General features: G+C 66.6%; 15 protein-coding genes. 7 read left to right on the top strand and 8 right to left on the bottom strand.

What is annotated here, in order from left to right:
* Positions 1–31 precede the first annotated feature (31 nt).
* Positions 32–1087 (top strand): glycosyltransferase family 4 protein, encoded by a 1056-nt coding sequence (locus AC5WJ1_RS03920; RefSeq protein ID WP_195428264.1) that lies wholly within the window; start codon positions 32–34, stop codon positions 1085–1087.
* A 25-nt stretch (positions 1088–1112) separates the two neighbouring features.
* On the opposite strand, the gene AC5WJ1_RS03915 is transcribed toward AC5WJ1_RS03920, so the two are convergent.
* Complete coding sequence (locus tag AC5WJ1_RS03915) at positions 1113–2366, bottom strand: O-antigen ligase family protein (protein WP_195428266.1); 1254 nt, start codon at positions 2364–2366, stop codon at positions 1113–1115.
* Positions 2367–2623: 257 nt separating this feature from the next.
* On the opposite strand from AC5WJ1_RS03915, the gene AC5WJ1_RS03910 reads away from it, so the two are divergent.
* Complete coding sequence (locus AC5WJ1_RS03910) at positions 2624–3646, top strand: glycosyltransferase family 2 protein (RefSeq protein ID WP_195428268.1); 1023 nt, start codon at positions 2624–2626, stop codon at positions 3644–3646.
* 36 nt (positions 3647–3682) lie between these two features.
* Here the strand turns inward: AC5WJ1_RS03910 and dnaE are convergent, their stop codons facing one another.
* Positions 3683–7198, bottom strand: a complete 3516-nt coding sequence (dnaE, locus tag AC5WJ1_RS03905) for a DNA polymerase III subunit alpha (protein ID WP_135704802.1) — start codon at positions 7196–7198, stop codon at positions 3683–3685.
* Between the two features lie 216 nt (positions 7199–7414).
* On the opposite strand from dnaE, the gene AC5WJ1_RS03900 reads away from it, so the two are divergent.
* Positions 7415–8260 (top strand): sulfurtransferase, encoded by an 846-nt coding sequence (locus AC5WJ1_RS03900; protein ID WP_135704801.1) that lies wholly within the window; start codon positions 7415–7417, stop codon positions 8258–8260.
* A 21-nt stretch (positions 8261–8281) separates the two neighbouring features.
* Here the strand turns inward: AC5WJ1_RS03900 and AC5WJ1_RS03895 are convergent, their stop codons facing one another.
* The 5 genes from AC5WJ1_RS03895 to rpsP all read right to left on the bottom strand — a co-directional run bounded on the left by AC5WJ1_RS03895 (position 8282) and on the right by rpsP (position 11382).
* Positions 8282–8962 (bottom strand): CoA pyrophosphatase, encoded by a 681-nt coding sequence (locus AC5WJ1_RS03895; RefSeq protein ID WP_133094034.1) that lies wholly within the window; start codon positions 8960–8962, stop codon positions 8282–8284.
* A gap of 150 nt (positions 8963–9112) precedes the next feature.
* A complete protein-coding gene (rplS, locus tag AC5WJ1_RS03890; RefSeq protein WP_133094033.1) occupies positions 9113–9505 on the bottom strand; it encodes a 50S ribosomal protein L19 in 393 nt (130 codons plus the stop codon).
* Between the two features lie 75 nt (positions 9506–9580).
* A complete protein-coding gene (gene trmD / locus AC5WJ1_RS03885; protein WP_133094032.1) occupies positions 9581–10363 on the bottom strand; it encodes a tRNA (guanosine(37)-N1)-methyltransferase TrmD in 783 nt (260 codons plus the stop codon).
* Positions 10364–10406: 43 nt separating this feature from the next.
* The gene (rimM, locus tag AC5WJ1_RS03880; protein WP_133094235.1) at positions 10407–10991 is read right to left on the bottom strand and encodes a ribosome maturation factor RimM; all 585 of its coding nucleotides are present in this window, start codon (positions 10989–10991) and stop codon (positions 10407–10409) included.
* Between the two features lie 139 nt (positions 10992–11130).
* On the bottom strand, positions 11131–11382 hold the full coding sequence (rpsP, locus tag AC5WJ1_RS03875) for a 30S ribosomal protein S16 (RefSeq protein WP_133094031.1): 252 nt from the start codon (positions 11380–11382) through the stop codon (positions 11131–11133).
* A 153-nt stretch (positions 11383–11535) separates the two neighbouring features.
* On the opposite strand from rpsP, the gene AC5WJ1_RS03870 reads away from it, so the two are divergent.
* From AC5WJ1_RS03870 to AC5WJ1_RS03855, 4 genes are all read left to right on the top strand, one after another.
* A complete protein-coding gene (locus AC5WJ1_RS03870) occupies positions 11536–12654 on the top strand; it encodes a PQQ-dependent sugar dehydrogenase (RefSeq protein ID WP_195428270.1) in 1119 nt (372 codons plus the stop codon).
* 182 nt (positions 12655–12836) lie between these two features.
* Positions 12837–13241 (top strand): hypothetical protein, encoded by a 405-nt coding sequence (locus AC5WJ1_RS03865; protein ID WP_135704797.1) that lies wholly within the window; start codon positions 12837–12839, stop codon positions 13239–13241.
* A 285-nt stretch (positions 13242–13526) separates the two neighbouring features.
* Positions 13527–13685 carry a hypothetical protein gene (locus AC5WJ1_RS03860; protein WP_165971452.1) on the top strand — a complete coding sequence of 53 codons (159 nt, stop codon included), beginning with the start codon at positions 13527–13529 and terminating at the stop codon, positions 13683–13685.
* Positions 13686–13808: 123 nt separating this feature from the next.
* Positions 13809–14300, top strand: coding sequence for an NINE protein (locus AC5WJ1_RS03855; RefSeq protein WP_195428355.1), 492 nt, complete (start codon positions 13809–13811; stop codon positions 14298–14300).
* A gap of 414 nt (positions 14301–14714) precedes the next feature.
* On the opposite strand, the gene AC5WJ1_RS03850 is transcribed toward AC5WJ1_RS03855, so the two are convergent.
* The gene (locus AC5WJ1_RS03850; protein ID WP_255519761.1) at positions 14715–15932 is read right to left on the bottom strand and encodes a PA0069 family radical SAM protein; all 1218 of its coding nucleotides are present in this window, start codon (positions 15930–15932) and stop codon (positions 14715–14717) included.
* Between the last annotated feature and the right edge of the window lie 8 nt (positions 15933–15940).

The following is a 15940-nucleotide window of genomic DNA, read 5'->3' as shown; positions in this document are numbered from 1 at the left end:
GCGGCCCGCCCATTTCCTATCGCAGAACCTCATGAGAACTGGCATCTCCTGCAACCGCTTCGGCCGAGGCGGTGGCTTCGAACGCTACGCCATGGATCTCGTGCGCGGCATGATCGCGCGCGGCGAGCGGCCGGCGGTATTTGCGCGCCGGTTCGACCGGGGCCTGCCGGAACTTGCCGCTATCGACGCACACGCGGTCCACGTGCGCTGGCTGCCGGGCAAGATGCGCGATTACGTGTTTTCCTGGAGCATGCGCCACGCCCACCGGCATTGCGACGTGCTGATCGGCTGCAATCGCGTGGTCGGCGCCGACCTTGCCATCTGCGGCGGAACGCACCGCGGCTACCTGCTAGCGGCGCAGCGCCACGCGACGTTCTGGGACCGGCGCCAGATCGCGCTGGAAAGCCGGCACTACGCTGCCGCGCGCCACGTGGTTGCCCACTCACGGCTGATGGCGCAGGAACTCAGGACGCTTTACGGTGTGCCGGAATCAAAGCTCTCGCTGCTGTATCCGCCGGTGGACTGCACGCGCTTCGGCACAGTGGACGCTGCGCACCGCGCCCGCTTGCGCGCCGCCTTTGGCTTCGGCGACGCGCCGGTCTTCCTGTTTCCTTCCTCGGATCATCGCCGCAAGGGGCTGCCGCTGCTGGAGCGGGCACTGGCGGCGAGCAACAGCGGCGCCATCATCGCCGTGGCCGGCCGCCCGGTGGGCGAAGCCCTGCCCGGTGTGCGCGAACTGGGTTACTGCGACAACATGGCCGACCTGTATCGCGCCGCGGACTACACCGTGCTGGCTTCGAACTATGAGCCGTTCGGGCTGGTGGGAGTCGAGTCGGTGCTGTGTGGCACCCCGGTGATCATGGCGGACAACATCGCCTGCCTGGAGGTGATCGCACCGGAGGCGGCGCTGACCTTCTCGCGCCAGGACGTCGCACAGTGCGCTAGCGCCATGGCGAAGGCAGCGGCGCTGGCCAGGACCGGCAATGCCCGGATCGCGGCCCCGCTGCAAGCCCTGTGCTACAACCCCGAGCCGGCCGCACACCTCGACGCGCTGCTGGCCCTGGCCGGCACCAGTCAGCACGCCTGAGCCGCACGGGCTGGCGGGTGCCGGTTCAGGCGGCGCCCTGCCTGCGGCGATTGGCGATGATGCCCAGCAATGTGGCCGTCGTTAGCGCATAGAACGCGGTATTCATCACCAGCGAGAAGACATCGATGGTCAGGCCATAGATGATCGTGCCGAACACCAGCACCAGACCCATGGTCGCGGCATTGGCCGTATCGGGATCACGGGAATGGCGATGACTCCAGAAGTAGCAGGCCGACCCCACATAGAGCAGCAACAGGGCGGCAAGGCCGACCAGGCCCATCTGCGCCAGCGTCGAGAAGATTTCGTTGTGCGAATGCGGATGGATGATTTCCTGCGAAGCCCGCCCCTGCCCGGCCATCTCTTCCAGGCTGCCCTTCAGGCGGCCCTTGCCGACCCCAAGCACCGGATGCTCCTGGAACAGCTCCCACGATGCGCGCCACAGTTGCATACGCAGGCCAATCGAGTTGTTCTCATCGCCCACAGCCATGCGGTGGAAATCGGAGACTGCGGCATGAAACCGCTCCTGCACCACCGTTGTGTTCGCCAGGCCCGACAAGCACAGCGCCACCAGCAGCACGCTGGCAATGCGCCAGACCGGCGTTGGCCTGTGCACCCGGCTGAAGCGCCCGGCGAACAGCCACAACATCACCGGCGCGGCGATCCAGGAACCACGGCTCTCCGAAGCGTATGAGGCATAGCATCCCGCCAGCAAGCCGGCCAGGCGCAGCACCCACTCCCAGCGGGGCCGCGGCGTGCCGTCGCCCAGCGAGATAACGCCCATGAAGCCCAGCGCCAGGGCAGTGCCGCCGAACGGGATAGGGTTGGTGAAGGGGTTGCCGGCCCGACCCGATATCACCCAATCATCCGGGGCAACCATGCTGACCACGGACCAGGCCGCCGCGCCGAAGGCGCCGGCGACGAAGCCCCACTGCACCGGCCGAAGGTCCCGGGCGGGCACGGCGGCGAGCAGCGCGAAGATCGGGGCGACGAACAGCAGCCGCGACGGGGCATCAAGGGCAGGACCGATGAAGGTACCGCTGATCGCCTGCTGCAGCACGATGACGAGTGGATACGCCGACATCGCGGCGACATACCATTTGTATTCAGCGAGCGTGGCCGCGGCCTGGCGCCGGTTGGAGGCATCGGACAACCAGACCAGTGCGGCGGCCATTGCCAGGAAATAGCAGTAGCCGGTCCCGCCCTGATACGTCAGGATAAGACCGGGAGAAAGCGCGGCAGACACAGCGGCCACGCGGACGGCGTACAGATTCAATTGCATTCAGGAAACTCTTACGCGGCAACGACAGCCACTGGCGAACTGATACACAGAGTTACGTTTGGGCTGGCCATGTGCACTGACCGCTACCGGTGCCGCGCCGCGACATGCACCGGAGGCCTGGCAACATTGGCGATGGCCCTGGCTGACTTTGACTTTTTGCATTATACCGGCCCACCGACCCCGCCCTGCCGCCGGCCGGAGGGGATCGGCATAGCCCACGTGGTATCGTTCTGCCTGGCTTAACACCGGGATATCCCATGAGTCTTGCCCGCGAGGAAGCGGGGCACGCCGCACCGCTTGCCAAAGCGGTCCTTCCGCCGGTCTCGCTCCTGCTGATCACTTACAACCAGGAAGCGTTCATCGCGCACGCCATCCGCGGCGCACTGGCACAGGACTATCCGGACCTGGAGATCTTGATCTCCGACGACGCGTCTACGGACACCACCTTTGCCGCGGCCCGGCAGGCCCTGGAAGGCTACGAGGGACCTCACAAAGTGACGCTGCTGCGCAATCCCGAGAATCTTGGCATCAGCGCCCATCTCAGCAAGCTGGTCGCTCAGTCCCATGGCGAGCTGATCTTCGTGGCGGCGGGCGACGATTTCTCGCTACCGACCCGCTGCAGCGAGGTGGTCCGGGCATGGCAGGCACACGGCGGCAAGCCGGATCTGATCGTCACGGACCTCGTCGACATGGCCCACGATGGGACCTTGCACGGCGACATCCGGCACAGCGACCTCGAGCCCTATGTCTCGTTCGAATACTGGGCGGCCCACCCTCCGCACGTCATCGGCGCGTCACATACCTGGACTCGGCGCATGTTCGAACGCTTTGGGCCGATCGCGCCCGGCATGATGTCCGAGGACCAGATCACCACGCTGCGCGCATCGCTGATGGGGGGTGCGCTGAACGTGCGCCGCCCGCTGGTGCATTACCGGCGCGGCGGCACGTCAGGCAAACGCAAGTGGCGTACGCCGGCCGACTTCGTGCAGCGCATTCGCTTCACCAATCGGAGTTCACTGGCGGAAACGCTGCAATTCATCGCGGATGCCGAACGGGCTGGCTGTGGCAATGCCATGCGCGAACTGAAGGCACGCAAGCTGGCGCGCGAGCAATACACCGCGGACATCTTCTCGGCACCGGACAATGTGGCGCGGCTGAAAGTGCTGTTTGGCGCGCGCCGGGTCACGCTGGGCCACCGGCTGCGCATGTTCCTGTACGCGGCCGTGCCGTCGGCCTACGCGCCTTTCTACTTCCTGGGCAACCTGTTCCGGCGCGGCTAAAGGACAGGGCCGCACGGGTGGCTCCCCGCCGCCCGATCACTCATACACCGTATTCACGCTCTCCGCCGACAGCGCCTGGCGCAGCGCGCCCAGCGCCTCGTCGGACGGCACCACCTGCCACTCCGGCCCCAGCACGGCTTCGCACGACGCGGTCCGGGCCTGGTAGCCGATCCGCACCGGCAGACCCTGGGCACCCGTGGCGCGTGCCAGGTGCGGCATCAGCAGTTCGCGCAGCAACCCGGTCGAAGAATTGCCGTTCATCGCCAGCCGCACCGCCGTCGCAAAGCGGATCCGTGCCGCGGTCAGGTCCATCACCGACTCCGCGGTAAAGCGCACGCCGCCGGTAAAGGTATCGTGCCGCGCATTGCCGGTGGCGATCAGCAGTTCATCCTCGCGGAACATCTGCCGGTTGGCGTCGAAGACCTCGTTGAACACCGTCATCTCGACCAGGCCGGTGCCGTCGTCCAGCGTCACGATCAGCATCTTGCCGCGCTGGGTCATCTGGGTGCGGATGCCGGAGATCACGCCGGCGATGGTCTTGCCGCGCACGTCGCGGCCGAAGCCGCCGCCGTTGCCCTGCACTTCCTTTTCCAGCGAGGCCAGCGTGCCCTTGTTGAAGCGGCGCACCTCGTCGCGATAGGCGTCGAACAGGTGGCCGGAGAAGTAGTAGCCGAGCGCCTGCTTTTCTTCCTGCAGCGTGCGCTTGGGGCTCCAGCGCGGTTCGTCGAGCAGTTCTGGGCGGTGCGCTTCGCCGGCATCGCCCATCAGGTCGAACAGCGAGACCTGGTTGGCGGACTCGGCCTTCTGCTCCGCGGCCTCCATGGCGATCGGCACCGAGGCCAGCAGCTGGGCGCGGTTGTCGTTCAGGCTGTCGAAGGCGCCGGCGCGGATCAGCGCTTCCATGGTGCGGCGGTTGACCTGGCGGCGGTCGACGCGCTCGCAGAAGTCGAACAGGTCCTTGAACGCCCCGCCCTCTTCGCGCGCGCGCAGGATGTCTTCGATCGCGCCCTGCCCGCTGCCCTTGATGCCGCCCAGGCCATAGCGGATGGTCTTGGGGTCGGTCGGCGCGAAGCGGTACTCGCTGGCGTTGACGTCAGGCGGCAGCACCGCGATCTTGTTGAGCTTGCAGTCCTCGTAGAGGATCTTGACCTTGTCGGTGTCGTCCATGGCCAGCGACATGTTGGCTGCCATGAATTCGGCCGGATGGTGGGCCTTGAGCCAGGCGGTGTAGTACGCCAGCAGCGCATACGCGGCCGCGTGCGACTTGTTGAAGCCGTAGCCCGCGAACTTCTCCATCAGGTCGAAAATGTCGTCGGCCTGCTGCGCGTTGAGGCCGTTCTTGTCCGCCCCCTCGCGGAACATGACGCGATGCTGCGCCATCTCCTCGGGCTTCTTCTTGCCCATCGCGCGGCGCAGCAGGTCGGCGCCGCCAAGCGAGTAGCCGCCGATGATCTGCGCCATCTGCATCACCTGCTCCTGGTAGACCATGATGCCGTAGGTCTCTTTCAGGACGGGTTCGACGCGCGGATCGGGATACTCCACCTTCTCGCGGCCGTGCTTGCGCGCGCAGAAGCTGGGGATCAGGTCCATCGGGCCCGGGCGGTAGAGCGCCACCAGCGCGATGATGTCCTCGAAGCGGTCAGGCTTGGCGTCCTTCAGCATGCCCTGCATGCCGCGGCTTTCCAGCTGGAACACGGCGACCGTGTTGGCGGTCTTGAGGATGTCGAAGGCGGGGCCGTCGTCGAGCGGGATCTGGCTGCAGTTCCAGTCGGCCTTGCTCGGGTCGAGGCGGCGGATATAGCGCTCGGCCCAGTCCAGGATGGTGAGCGTGGTCAGGCCCAGGAAGTCGAACTTGACCAGGCCGGCGGCCTCGACGTCGTCCTTGTCGTACTGGCTGACGACGCCGCTCATGCCGTCGTTCTGCGCGCCCTGCGTGTACAGCGGGCAGAAATCGGTCAGCCTGCCGGGCGCGATCAGCACGCCGCCGGCGTGCATGCCGACGTTGCGCGTCATGCCTTCGACGCGCTGCGCCAGCTCCAGCAGCTGGCGCACTTCTTCCTCGTTGTTCTCGCGCTCGGTCAGTAGCGGCTCTTCTTTCTTCGCTTCCTCGATGGTGACCAGCTTGCCCGGCTTGAACGGGATCAGCTTGGCGATGCCGTCGACAAAGCCATAGCCCAGGTCGAGCACGCGGCCCACGTCGCGCACCGCGGCCTTGGCGGCCATGGTGCCGAAGGTGGCGATCTGCGACACCGCGTCCTTGCCGTACTTCTCCTTCACGTACGTGATCACGCGATCGCGGCCGTGCTGGCAGAAGTCGATATCGAAGTCGGGCATCGATACCCGTTCCGGGTTCAGGAAACGCTCGAACAGCAGCGCGTACTTGAGCGGATCGAGGTCGGTAATGCCCAGCGCATACGCGACCAGCGAACCGGCACCGGAACCCCGGCCGGGCCCGACCGGCACGCCGTTGTTCTTGGCCCAGTTGATAAAGTCCGCCACGATCAGGAAGTAGCCGGGAAAGCCCATCTTGATGATGGTGCCGGTCTCGAACTCCAGCCGTGCGTAATATTCCGGGCGCTTCGCTTCGCGTACCGCTTCGTCCGGAAACAGCACCGCCATGCGCTTCTCGAGGCCGTCCTTGGCCATGAAGACGAGGTAGTCGTCCAGCGACATGCCGTCCGGCGTCGGGAACAGCGGCAGGCGCGGCTTGCCCAGTTCCAGCGTCAGGTTGCAGCGGCGCGCGATCTCGACCGCGTTCTCCAGCGCCGAGGGGATATCCGCGAACAGCGCGCACATCTCGTCCTGGGTCTTGAAGTACTGGTCGGTGGTAAAGCGCCGCGTGCGGCGCGGGTTGGCCAGCAGCTCGCCCTCGGCGATACACACGCGCGCCTCGTGCGCGGTGTAGTCGTCCGGCGTCATGAACTGCACCGGATGCGTGGCGACCACCGGCAACTGCAGTTCGGCCGCCAGTTGCACGGCCTGCTGCACGTAGGCATCGGTGCCGGCATGGCCGGCGCGCTGCAGTTCGATATAGAAGCGCTGCGCGAACACCGATGCCCAATGCTGCGCGGCACGGCGCGCGCCGTCGGCATTGCCGTTGGCCAGCGCCATGCCGATATCGCCGCCCATTGCGCCGGACAGCGCGATCAGGCCGGTGGCGAGCGGCATGTCGTCTTCGCCCGGCTCCAGGAACCACGACGGATCGATCTCGGCGCGGCCGCGGTGCTGGTTGCCCAGCCACGCGCGCGACAGCAGCATGCACAGGTTCAGATAGCCGCGCCGGTCCTGCACTAGCAGCAGCAGGCGTGCGGGCTTGTCGCGGTCTTCGGCATTGGTCAGCCAGACATCGGCCCCGACCACCGGCTTCACGCCCTTGCCGCGCGCTTCCTTGTAATAGCGGATCAGCCCGAAGGCGTTGGCAAGATCCGTCAGGGCGAGCGCGCCCATGCCATCGGCGGCGGCGGCCTTGACGGCGTCGTCGAGGCGGACGATGCCGTCCACGACGGAGTATTCGGAATGCAGGCGGAGGTGGACGAAGCGGGGTGCGGACATGGGCGACATTGTACCGGCTCGACCCGCCTGCCGGCCTCCAATATTGCGTGCAGGCGACGCGTGCCGGCCGCTGCGCAAAGCTGATCGGGGTGCTTGGGAATGAGCGGCAGAAGCGCCCGCTCGCGTTATAATTTCGCCTTTCCTATCAGGCAGTTATCGCAAGCCGCCAACGCCCTTCCCGCCCTCCCGGGTGCGGCCGTGCAGGCGCCGTCCCTCATGCAGATCGTAAATATTTCCGCTTACAAGTTCGTCTCGCTGGACGACATCGAGACCCTGCGCCCGGCCATGCGCGAGCGCTGCGAAGCGGCCGGCCTGAAAGGCACGATCCTGCTCGCGCCCGAGGGCATCAACATGTTCCTGGCCGGCCCGCGCGAAGCCATCGACGGCTTCATGGTGTGGCTGCATGCCGACGCGCGCTTCGCCGATATCGCGCCCAAGGAAAGCCTGTCGGAGAACCAGCCCTTCAAGCGCATGCTGGTGCGTGCCAAGAAGGAGATCATCACCATGAAGATGCCGCTGATCCGCCCCGAAGACGGCCGCGCGCCGTCGGTGCGGCCGGTGGACCTGAAGCGCTGGCTGGACCAGGGGCATGACGACGAAGGCCGCCCGGTGGTGATGCTCGATACGCGCAATGACTTCGAGGTGGCGGTCGGCACCTTCGCCGATGCGGTCGAGTACGACATCGCCAAGTTCAGCGAATTCCCCGAGGCTGTCGCCGCGCACAAGGCAGAGCTGGAAGGCAAGACCGTGGTGTCGTTCTGCACCGGCGGCATCCGCTGCGAGAAGGCGGCGATCCACATGCAGGAAGTCGGCGTCGAGCGCGTATACCAGCTCGAGGGTGGCATCCTGAAGTATTTCGAGGAAGTCGGCGGCAGCCACTATCGCGGCGACTGCTTCGTCTTCGACTACCGCACCGCGCTAAACCCGAACCTGGAGCCCGCCGGACCCAAGCAGTGCTTCGCCTGCCGTGCCGTGGTCACGCCGGAAGAACAGCAGAGCCCGCACTACGTGATCGGCAAGAGCTGCCCGCACTGCATCGGCACGAAACAGGCCGCAGCCTGACAGAACGCCGGCGGCGGCCGCTCAGGCCGCCAGCAGGTGGTAGAGATTGCGCAGCATGCCCGCGGTGGCGCCCCAGATAAAGCGGTGGCCGCCGCTCTCGCGCGGATAGGGCATGGCGTAGAACAGGCGTTCGCCGTCGACCCAGCGGAACAGGCGCCGCTCATGGTGTAACGGGTTCATCAGGAAGGCGAGCGGCACTTCGAAGACATCGGCCACTTCCGAGGCATCCGGGCGCAGCGTGAATCCATCGCGCACCAGGCCGACCACCGGACTGACGTGGAATCCCGTGCCAGTGATGTAGTCAGGCAGTGCGCCCAGCACTTCCACGTAGTCGCGCGCCAGACCCACCTCTTCTTCCGTTTCACGCAGCGCCGTGTCGATACGGTTCTTGTCCCACTGCTCCTGCCTGCCGCCCGGGAAGCTGATCTGCCCCGCATGCGCACTCAGGTTGGCATTGCGCTGGGTCAGCAGCACGGTCAGGCCATCGCGGCGTTCCACCAGCGGCACCAGCACGGCGGCATCGCGCAGGCCGCGGCTGCGGTCGTAGACGCGCGATTCGTCGGTCAGCTCCGGCGCCCAGGCCGGCGGCACCTCGAAGCGGTGGCGGATGAAGTCGACCTGCAGGCGCGGCTCGCTCAATGGCGCATTGCGCAGGTCGGTGTCGACGACGGGAAGGGATTCGGGATCGAAGGCGGGACGCATAGCAACCGCAAGTATGACAGAAGCGCGCGATTCGGCGCCGCAGCAAAATCGGATGTTGCCCGAACGCCAATGCAGCATGCAAAAAGGGCACCCATGGGGTGCCCTTCCTGGGGAAACGCTGGCCGGGTCGCCCCGGCCGGCATGTCCGGCTTACTCCGCAGCCTTGGCAGCGGCGGCAGCCTTCGACACCAGCTTTTCCTTGATACGTGCGGACTTGCCCGAACGCTGGCGCAGGTAGTACAGCTTCGCGCGACGCACGTCGCCGCGACGCTTCACTTCGATGGCAGCGATCAGCGGCGAGTACAGCTGGAACGTACGTTCCACGCCTTCACCCGACGAGATCTTGCGCACGATGAAGGACGAGTTCAGGCCGCGGTTACGCTTGGCGATCACTACGCCTTCGTAGGCCTGCACGCGCTTGCGGTTACCTTCCACCACGTTCACGCTGACGATCACGGTGTCGCCGGGTGCGAATGCGGGGATGGTCTTGTTCGCGGTCAGACGCGCGATCTCTTCCTTCTCGATCTGCTCGATGAGGTTCATCGTTTTTTCTCCGTTACCATCGTGCCGGCGTTGTATGCCCCAGGCATGTCCCGGGCCCCGGCAGAGGATGGGGTTTTACCTGGCGGGAGTTGCCTCCCGCCCTTCCTTCGCCGCCCATTCCGACAAGAATTTCTCGTCGGCGCGGGACAGCAAACCTTGTTCGCGAGCCGCCTCGATCAGGTCGGGGCGCTTTCTCGCGGTATTGGCCAGCGCCTGCTGGCGCCGCCATTTCTCGATCTCGGCGTGATGGCCCCCGAGCAATATCTCGGGCACCCGCACGCCTTCATATTCTTCCGGCCGCGTGTAGTGCGGACAATCCAGCAGGCCGTTGACGAAGCTGTCCTGCACCGCGGACTGCGCGTCGCCCAGCACGCCGGGCAGGTGGCGCACCACCGCGTCGATCAGCGCCATCGCCGGCAGTTCACCGCCTGACAGCACGAAGTCGCCGAGGCTGATTTCCTCGTCCACGCGGCGGTCGATCAGCCGCTGGTCGATGGCCTCATAGCGGCCGCACAGCAGGACCAGGCCCGGCCGTTCGGCCAGTTCCATCACCTTGGCGTGCGACAGCGTCTTGCCTTGCGGCGACATCAGCACCACGTGCGGCTGCGGCACGCCGGCCTGCGCCTGCGCTGCCACTGCGGCATCGATCGCATCGTCCAGCGGCTTGGCCAGCATCACCATGCCGGGGCCGCCGCCATAGGGGCGATCGTCGATGGTGCGGTAATTGTCGACCGTGAAATCGCGTGGATTCCAGCTGCGCAACGCATACCGCTGTTGCTTGGCTGCCCGGCTGGTAATGCCCCAGTCGGTCAGCGCGCGGAACATCTCGGGAAACAGCGTGATCACATCGAACTGCATCCGCTCTCCCCTCCTGGGCACAATGCCGGGCCTGGCCCCGGGCTCAGTAATCGAGTCCCCAGTCCACCACGATGCGCTTGCCGGCGGTATCGACCGTGCGCAGGAACGCATCGACAAACGGGATCAGCCGTTCGCCGGCCTTGCCGTCCGGCAGCGCGTACGCGACCTGCAGGATCTGGTGGGCACCGTTATCGATCAGGCCGGATACTTCGCCCAGCAACTCGCCTTGCTCGTTGCTGACGCTGCAGCCGATCAGGTCGACCCAGTAAAACTCATCTTCTTCCGGCGCCGGAAAATCCGCACGCCGGATCCACACGCGACGGCCCCGGAGCGCTTCCGCAAGATTGCGGTCGGCAACGCCGGCGGCATTCGCCACCACCGTACCGCTGTGCTCGCGCGACTGCGCGATCTTCACGCAGACCGGCTGGGCCTGCTGCGCCCCGGCGGCAACCAGCCCCGCCTGCGGCGGCGCCAGCAACCACCAGCGACGCGCATGCAGCAGGGCGGATGCGTCATTGGCATGCGGCTGGACCTTGATCCAGCCACGGATGCCGTAGGCCGCGCCGACATAGCCGACTTCCACCAGGTCTTCCGGCAGGGCGTCGGCATACAGCAGCGCCGTGGGCATCTTGGGGGCCTTGGGGGCCTCACCCTGCGGGCCCTGCGGCCGGTTCAGCGGCCGCTGCTTGCGTTCAGTCACGTGCGCAACGAAGAACGTGCCCTTGCGGGCACGCTATAGTTCGCTCAGTCCGATGGACCGGCGGCAATCAGGCAGCAGCCTTGGTGCCTTGCTTGACCAGGCGGGCAACGGTCGGCGACAGCTGGGCGCCAACGCCTTGCCAGTAGGCCAGGCGGTCTTGCGCCAGGCGCAGGCCTTCTTCGCCTTCCGAAGCCAGCGGGTTGTAGAAGCCAACGCGCTCGATGAAACGGCCATCGCGACGGTTGCGCGAATCGGTAGCGACGATGTTGAAGAACGGGCGCTTCTTGCTGCCGCCGCGAGCCAGACGGATAACGACCATGGGATGATTCCTCAGAAAACGGGTGTCCGGGTGTTCAAACGAACACGAAACGCAAGAGTATAGCCCAGTTTCCGAGGCCAAACAAACACTTAGGTGATTGACGTGCCGGTGCCGTGCAGGCATCGTGGCAAAAACCGCGACGGGAGGCCTGCCATGCGTCCGCATCTGCACTTCTTGCTTCGTACTGCAAGGCGGTCCGCCCTGCTCGCCGTGGTTCTGCTGGCAGGCAGCGCGGCGGCGGCGCTGCCGCTCGAGCAGATCAAGCTGCCGGCCGGCTTCCGCATCGACGTGTTAACGCAGGAGGTGCCGGGCGCGCGCGCCATGGCGCTGTCGCCGTCGGGCACGCTCTTCGTGGGTTCGTTGCGCGAGGGCAAGGTCTACGCGGTCACCGACGCGCTCGGCGGCCGACCGCGCGTGCGCACTGTTGCCAGCGGGCTGCGCATGCCGGCCGGGGTGGCGCTGCGCGATGGCAGCCTGTACGCCTCGTCGGTGTCCAGGATCGTGCGCGTCGACAATATCGAAGCGCGGCTGGACAACCCGCCGGCACCGGTGGTGGTAAGCGACCGCTTTCCGTCAGACGATCACCACGGCTGGAAATTCATCGCCTTCGGGCCGGACGGCTACCTGTACGTCCCGGTCGGCGCGCCCTGCAATATCTGCGCGCCCGACGAGAACCGCTACGCCAACATCATGAAGATGAAGCCCGATGGTAGCGACCTGCAGGTGGCGGCCCGCGGGGTGCGCAATACCGTCGGCTTCGACTGGCACCCGGCCACGCGCGAGCTGTGGTTCACCGACAACGGCCGCGACCGCATGGGCGACGATGTTCCCGACGACGAGCTGAACCGCGCGACGGCGAACAACCAGCATTTCGGCTATCCGTATTGCCACGCCGGCAACGTCGCCGACCCGGAATACGGCAGCAAGCGCCCCTGCTCGGAATTTGTCCCGCCGGTGGCGCGGCTGGGCGCGCACGTGGCCGCGCTCGGCATGCGCTTCTATACCGGCAGCCAGTTTCCGGCGGCATACCGTAACAATGTCTTCATTGCCGAGCATGGCAGCTGGGACCGTAGCCAGCCATCCGGCTACCGCGTGGTGCGCGTGGTGCTGGACGAGTCCGGCAAGGCCGTCCGGCAGGAGGTGTTTGCCCAGGGCTGGCTGCGCGGCAGGCCGTGGGGCCGCCCGGTCGACGTGCTCGTCGCCCCTGACGGCTCGCTGCTGGTCAGCGACGACCTGGCTGGCGCGATCTACCGGATCCGCTACGCACCGTAGCTGGAGACGGCACAAGCGCAGCCCGCAAAGAGCCGCCAAAACACCAGGAATGGCAAGGCCATGTGTCCGAAACAATCCGTTACACCGGTAACTCGCTTGGCATAGCGCGACCTGATGGCCGATGCGTACCATGAACCCATCTTCCAACAGCAACTTAGCGCGACAGGAACCTGGGAATCCGCATGATCACCCGCTCTCTCCTGCGCGACCTGGTGGCTGGCATCCTGGTGGCCTCGGGCCTGGTCGGCGCGGTAGCCGCCAGTCATGCCCAGGTCGCGTTCTGGCAACAAAGCCGTGCTGATGCCCGGCCGGTGCGGCTGCAGGCTGGCGATGGCTGGCAGGTCGCCAGCGTGCGCGCCGAAAGCCGCGACCACGTACAGGCGCAGATCGACCGCATGGAAGCTCGCGCCCGCGCAGACGACCGCCTGAGTGGCCGCCGCGCCGCCGCCATGCAGGGCGCTCGCGACGACAACCGTGTGCGCGCCCAGGATCAGCGCAGCAACCCTTCCGACGCCCGCAACGACTCGCGCCCCACCAGCGTCGGTCCCGGCTGGCAGGCACACGGCCGCGACAACGGCGGACGCTGAATCCCCATGCGGCTGGCGCTCGCGTGGCGCCGGCGCCCTGGGAAGCGCGCCGAGGAACTCGCTGCGGAACTCGCCCCGCGCCCCCATTGTCTTTATCTGAGTGTGTGCCCCACTTTCCGGGTGCCACACACAGGCTGCCGCCCGGCGCTGCCCGGGGCTCACAGCGTGCCGTCCAGTGCAGACGGCAATCGAACTGACCTGCCTCTGCCCGACACCTCCTGTCGGACCCGATCACGACAGCTCGGGCGCAGCCTCCAGAATGACAATAATTCCGTGAGGTTTGTCATGTCACCCCTTCTAAGCGACCTGGTCGAACACGCCGGCCAGTTATCGCTGTCCGTCCTGTTCATGGGTATCCTTACCCTGGTCCTTTACGGCGAAACGCATATCAGCGAACACGCCGCCACCTTTATCAAGAGCCTGCTTACGGGCGGCTGGCATTAGCGTCGCCCTGCGCGTCTGCTGATGCACTTCCACTCCCTGGCCGTAACCGCCGGCGTACAATGACTGCCGGCTGGCACGCGTGTGCCGCCGTTTTTCCCGAACCGCCACGCACGCCCCTACGCCATGCCTGCCGCCACGCCAGCCAGTCCCGCAACCACTCGCGCCACCACCCCGGCACGCGGCAAGTCCAAGCTGCTGACGGTCGCGCTGGCGTTCCTGTTCGGCAGCCTCGGGGCGCACCGCTTCTACCTGGGCGGGCTGCGCGACGTGTACGGCTGGGTTCACCTGCTGGGGCTGCTGGCCGGCGTCGTCGGCATTGCCTCGATGGCGACCGATGCCGGGACGCCCGCGCTCAACTGGACGTTCGCCGTTGCCGGCGGAGTCTCGGTCATCAGCGCCTTCCTTGGCGCCATCGTCTATGGCCTGCGCCCGGACGACAAGTGGGACGCGCGCTTCAATCCCCATGGCAAGCCCACGCGCTCCGGGTGGCCGGTCGTGATCCTGGTGATCCTGTCGCTGCTGATCGGCACCGGCCTGCTGATGGCGGGGCTGGCCATCAGCTTCCAGACCTTCTTCGAATCGCAGGTCGAGGCGGCGCGCGAGCTGTCGCAATAGCCGCGCCGGCGGCATTCACTGCGACCTGATCGACCACGTACGCGGCAACCTGCGGGCGGATGATGGCAGGTGATCCGCGATGCCCACCCTGCCGGCATTCGCTTGAGCACCGCGGCGGGCGCCAAAAGCTGCCTGCATTTGCGCGTGGTCAATGCGGCCGCAATCGGCAATTCCCCTTTCGCGCAAATCGCCCATACTGGAAAGACCGTCCGATCCTGGCGGCGACATGCGCGGCAGAGCGTGGCTCTGGCGGCGCAAAGGAGCACCAATCGACATGCCAACGTATGACGAAGGACGCCTGGCAGCCATCGCCGTCAGGCTGGCGCTGTCCTCCGGACTGCCGCCATCGAGCGCGAAGGCCGCGCTGGACCTGGCCAGCCGCATGATCGGCGACCAGCAGGCCACTGAAGCAGCTCAGAACAAGGAGCCTTGCGGATCGTCCTTGCCGCGTGGTCCCGCGGGCGGCCGGAATCGCGAAGTATCCAGTTCGAACCGGTTATAGCGGAAGCCGAGCCGGTCGGCGGCCTTGTAGAAGCGCTGACGTAGCAAGTCCGCCCACACGCCCGTGCCCCGCATGCGCGTGGCAAAGCTGGCATCGTAGGCTTTGCCTTCGCGCATGTCGCGAACGCGGTTCATGACCCGCTCGGCGCGATCGGGGAAATGCGCCAGCAGCCATTCCTCGAACAGCGGCCGCACCTCCCAGGGCAGCCGCAGCACGATGTAGTTCGCATAGACGGCGCCCGCCTCTCGCGCCGCTTCCAGCACACGCTCAAGGTCAGGCTCGGTGATGAACGGGATCACCGGGGCAATGCTTACGCCTACCGGAATGCCGGCGTCGGTCAGCGTGCGGATGGTACGCAGTCGGCGTGACGGCGTCGCCGCGCGTGGCTCGAGCGTGCGCGCGATGTCCGCATCCAGCGTGGTGATGGTGACCGCCGCCACCGCGAGCCGCTTGGCGGCCATCGGCGCCAGCAGGTCGATATCACGCTCGATCAGTGAAGACTTGGTGATCAGTGCGACCGGATGGTCGTGTTCGCTCAGCACCTCGAGGATGCCGCGGGTAATGCGCTGCTCGCGCTCGATCGGCTGGTAAGCGTCGGTGTTGACGCCCAGCGCGATGGTCTCGCAGCGGTACGAGGGCCGCGCCAGCGCCTCGCGCAGCTTCTCGGCAGCGTTGGACTTGGCGAACAGCCGGGTCTCGAAGTCGAGCCCCGGCGACAGCTCAAGGTAGGCGTGCGTGGGCCGCGCAAAGCAGTAGATGCAGCCGTGCTCGCAGCCGCGGTACGGGTTCAGCGACACGTCGAACGGGATATCCGGCGACGCGTTGCGGGTCAGGATCGTGCGCGCGCGTTCGATGCGTACCTGCGTACGCAGCGGCGGCAATGGCGCTTGCGGTGACGGAGTGGTGTTGGAGGCAGCCTCCGGATGCGCCTGCCCGACGGCAGTCGCCGGCTCTTCCATTGCCGGACTACCCCAGCCGTCGTCGAAGGTCTCGCGCTGGTCTCGCTCGAAACGTCCCTGCAGGTTGCTGACCGCGCCGCGTCCCTTGCGCGCGACGGGCGCCCGCGGGCCCGCCTGCGTATCGGCGGCGGCGGTGGACGTGTCTTTGAAGGGATTGGTGGGGCGCTTCATGATTGCCC

It is taken from the genome of Cupriavidus sp. MEYA8 (assembly GCF_059278825.1).
Note: the sequence above shows the minus strand (reverse complement) of the source record. Positions and strands in the feature narration are given on the sequence as shown.

Coding starts and splice junctions, on each gene's coding strand:
- AC5WJ1_RS03920 (WP_195428264.1), top strand. CDS start 32: ATGAGAACTGGCATCTCCTGCAACCGCTTCGGCCGAGGCGGTGGCTTC.
- AC5WJ1_RS03915 (WP_195428266.1), bottom strand. CDS start 2,366: ATGCAATTGAATCTGTACGCCGTCCGCGTGGCCGCTGTGTCTGCCGCG.
- AC5WJ1_RS03910 (WP_195428268.1), top strand. CDS start 2,624: ATGAGTCTTGCCCGCGAGGAAGCGGGGCACGCCGCACCGCTTGCCAAA.
- dnaE (WP_135704802.1), bottom strand. CDS start 7,198: ATGTCCGCACCCCGCTTCGTCCACCTCCGCCTGCATTCCGAATACTCC.
- AC5WJ1_RS03900 (WP_135704801.1), top strand. CDS start 7,415: ATGCAGATCGTAAATATTTCCGCTTACAAGTTCGTCTCGCTGGACGAC.
- AC5WJ1_RS03895 (WP_133094034.1), bottom strand. CDS start 8,962: ATGCGTCCCGCCTTCGATCCCGAATCCCTTCCCGTCGTCGACACCGAC.
- rplS (WP_133094033.1), bottom strand. CDS start 9,505: ATGAACCTCATCGAGCAGATCGAGAAGGAAGAGATCGCGCGTCTGACC.
- trmD (WP_133094032.1), bottom strand. CDS start 10,363: ATGCAGTTCGATGTGATCACGCTGTTTCCCGAGATGTTCCGCGCGCTG.
- rimM (WP_133094235.1), bottom strand. CDS start 10,991: ATGCCCACGGCGCTGCTGTATGCCGACGCCCTGCCGGAAGACCTGGTG.
- rpsP (WP_133094031.1), bottom strand. CDS start 11,382: ATGGTCGTTATCCGTCTGGCTCGCGGCGGCAGCAAGAAGCGCCCGTTC.
- AC5WJ1_RS03870 (WP_195428270.1), top strand. CDS start 11,536: ATGCGTCCGCATCTGCACTTCTTGCTTCGTACTGCAAGGCGGTCCGCC.
- AC5WJ1_RS03865 (WP_135704797.1), top strand. CDS start 12,837: ATGATCACCCGCTCTCTCCTGCGCGACCTGGTGGCTGGCATCCTGGTG.
- AC5WJ1_RS03860 (WP_165971452.1), top strand. CDS start 13,527: ATGTCACCCCTTCTAAGCGACCTGGTCGAACACGCCGGCCAGTTATCG.
- AC5WJ1_RS03855 (WP_195428355.1), top strand. CDS start 13,809: ATGCCTGCCGCCACGCCAGCCAGTCCCGCAACCACTCGCGCCACCACC.
- AC5WJ1_RS03850 (WP_255519761.1), bottom strand. CDS start 15,932: ATGAAGCGCCCCACCAATCCCTTCAAAGACACGTCCACCGCCGCCGCC.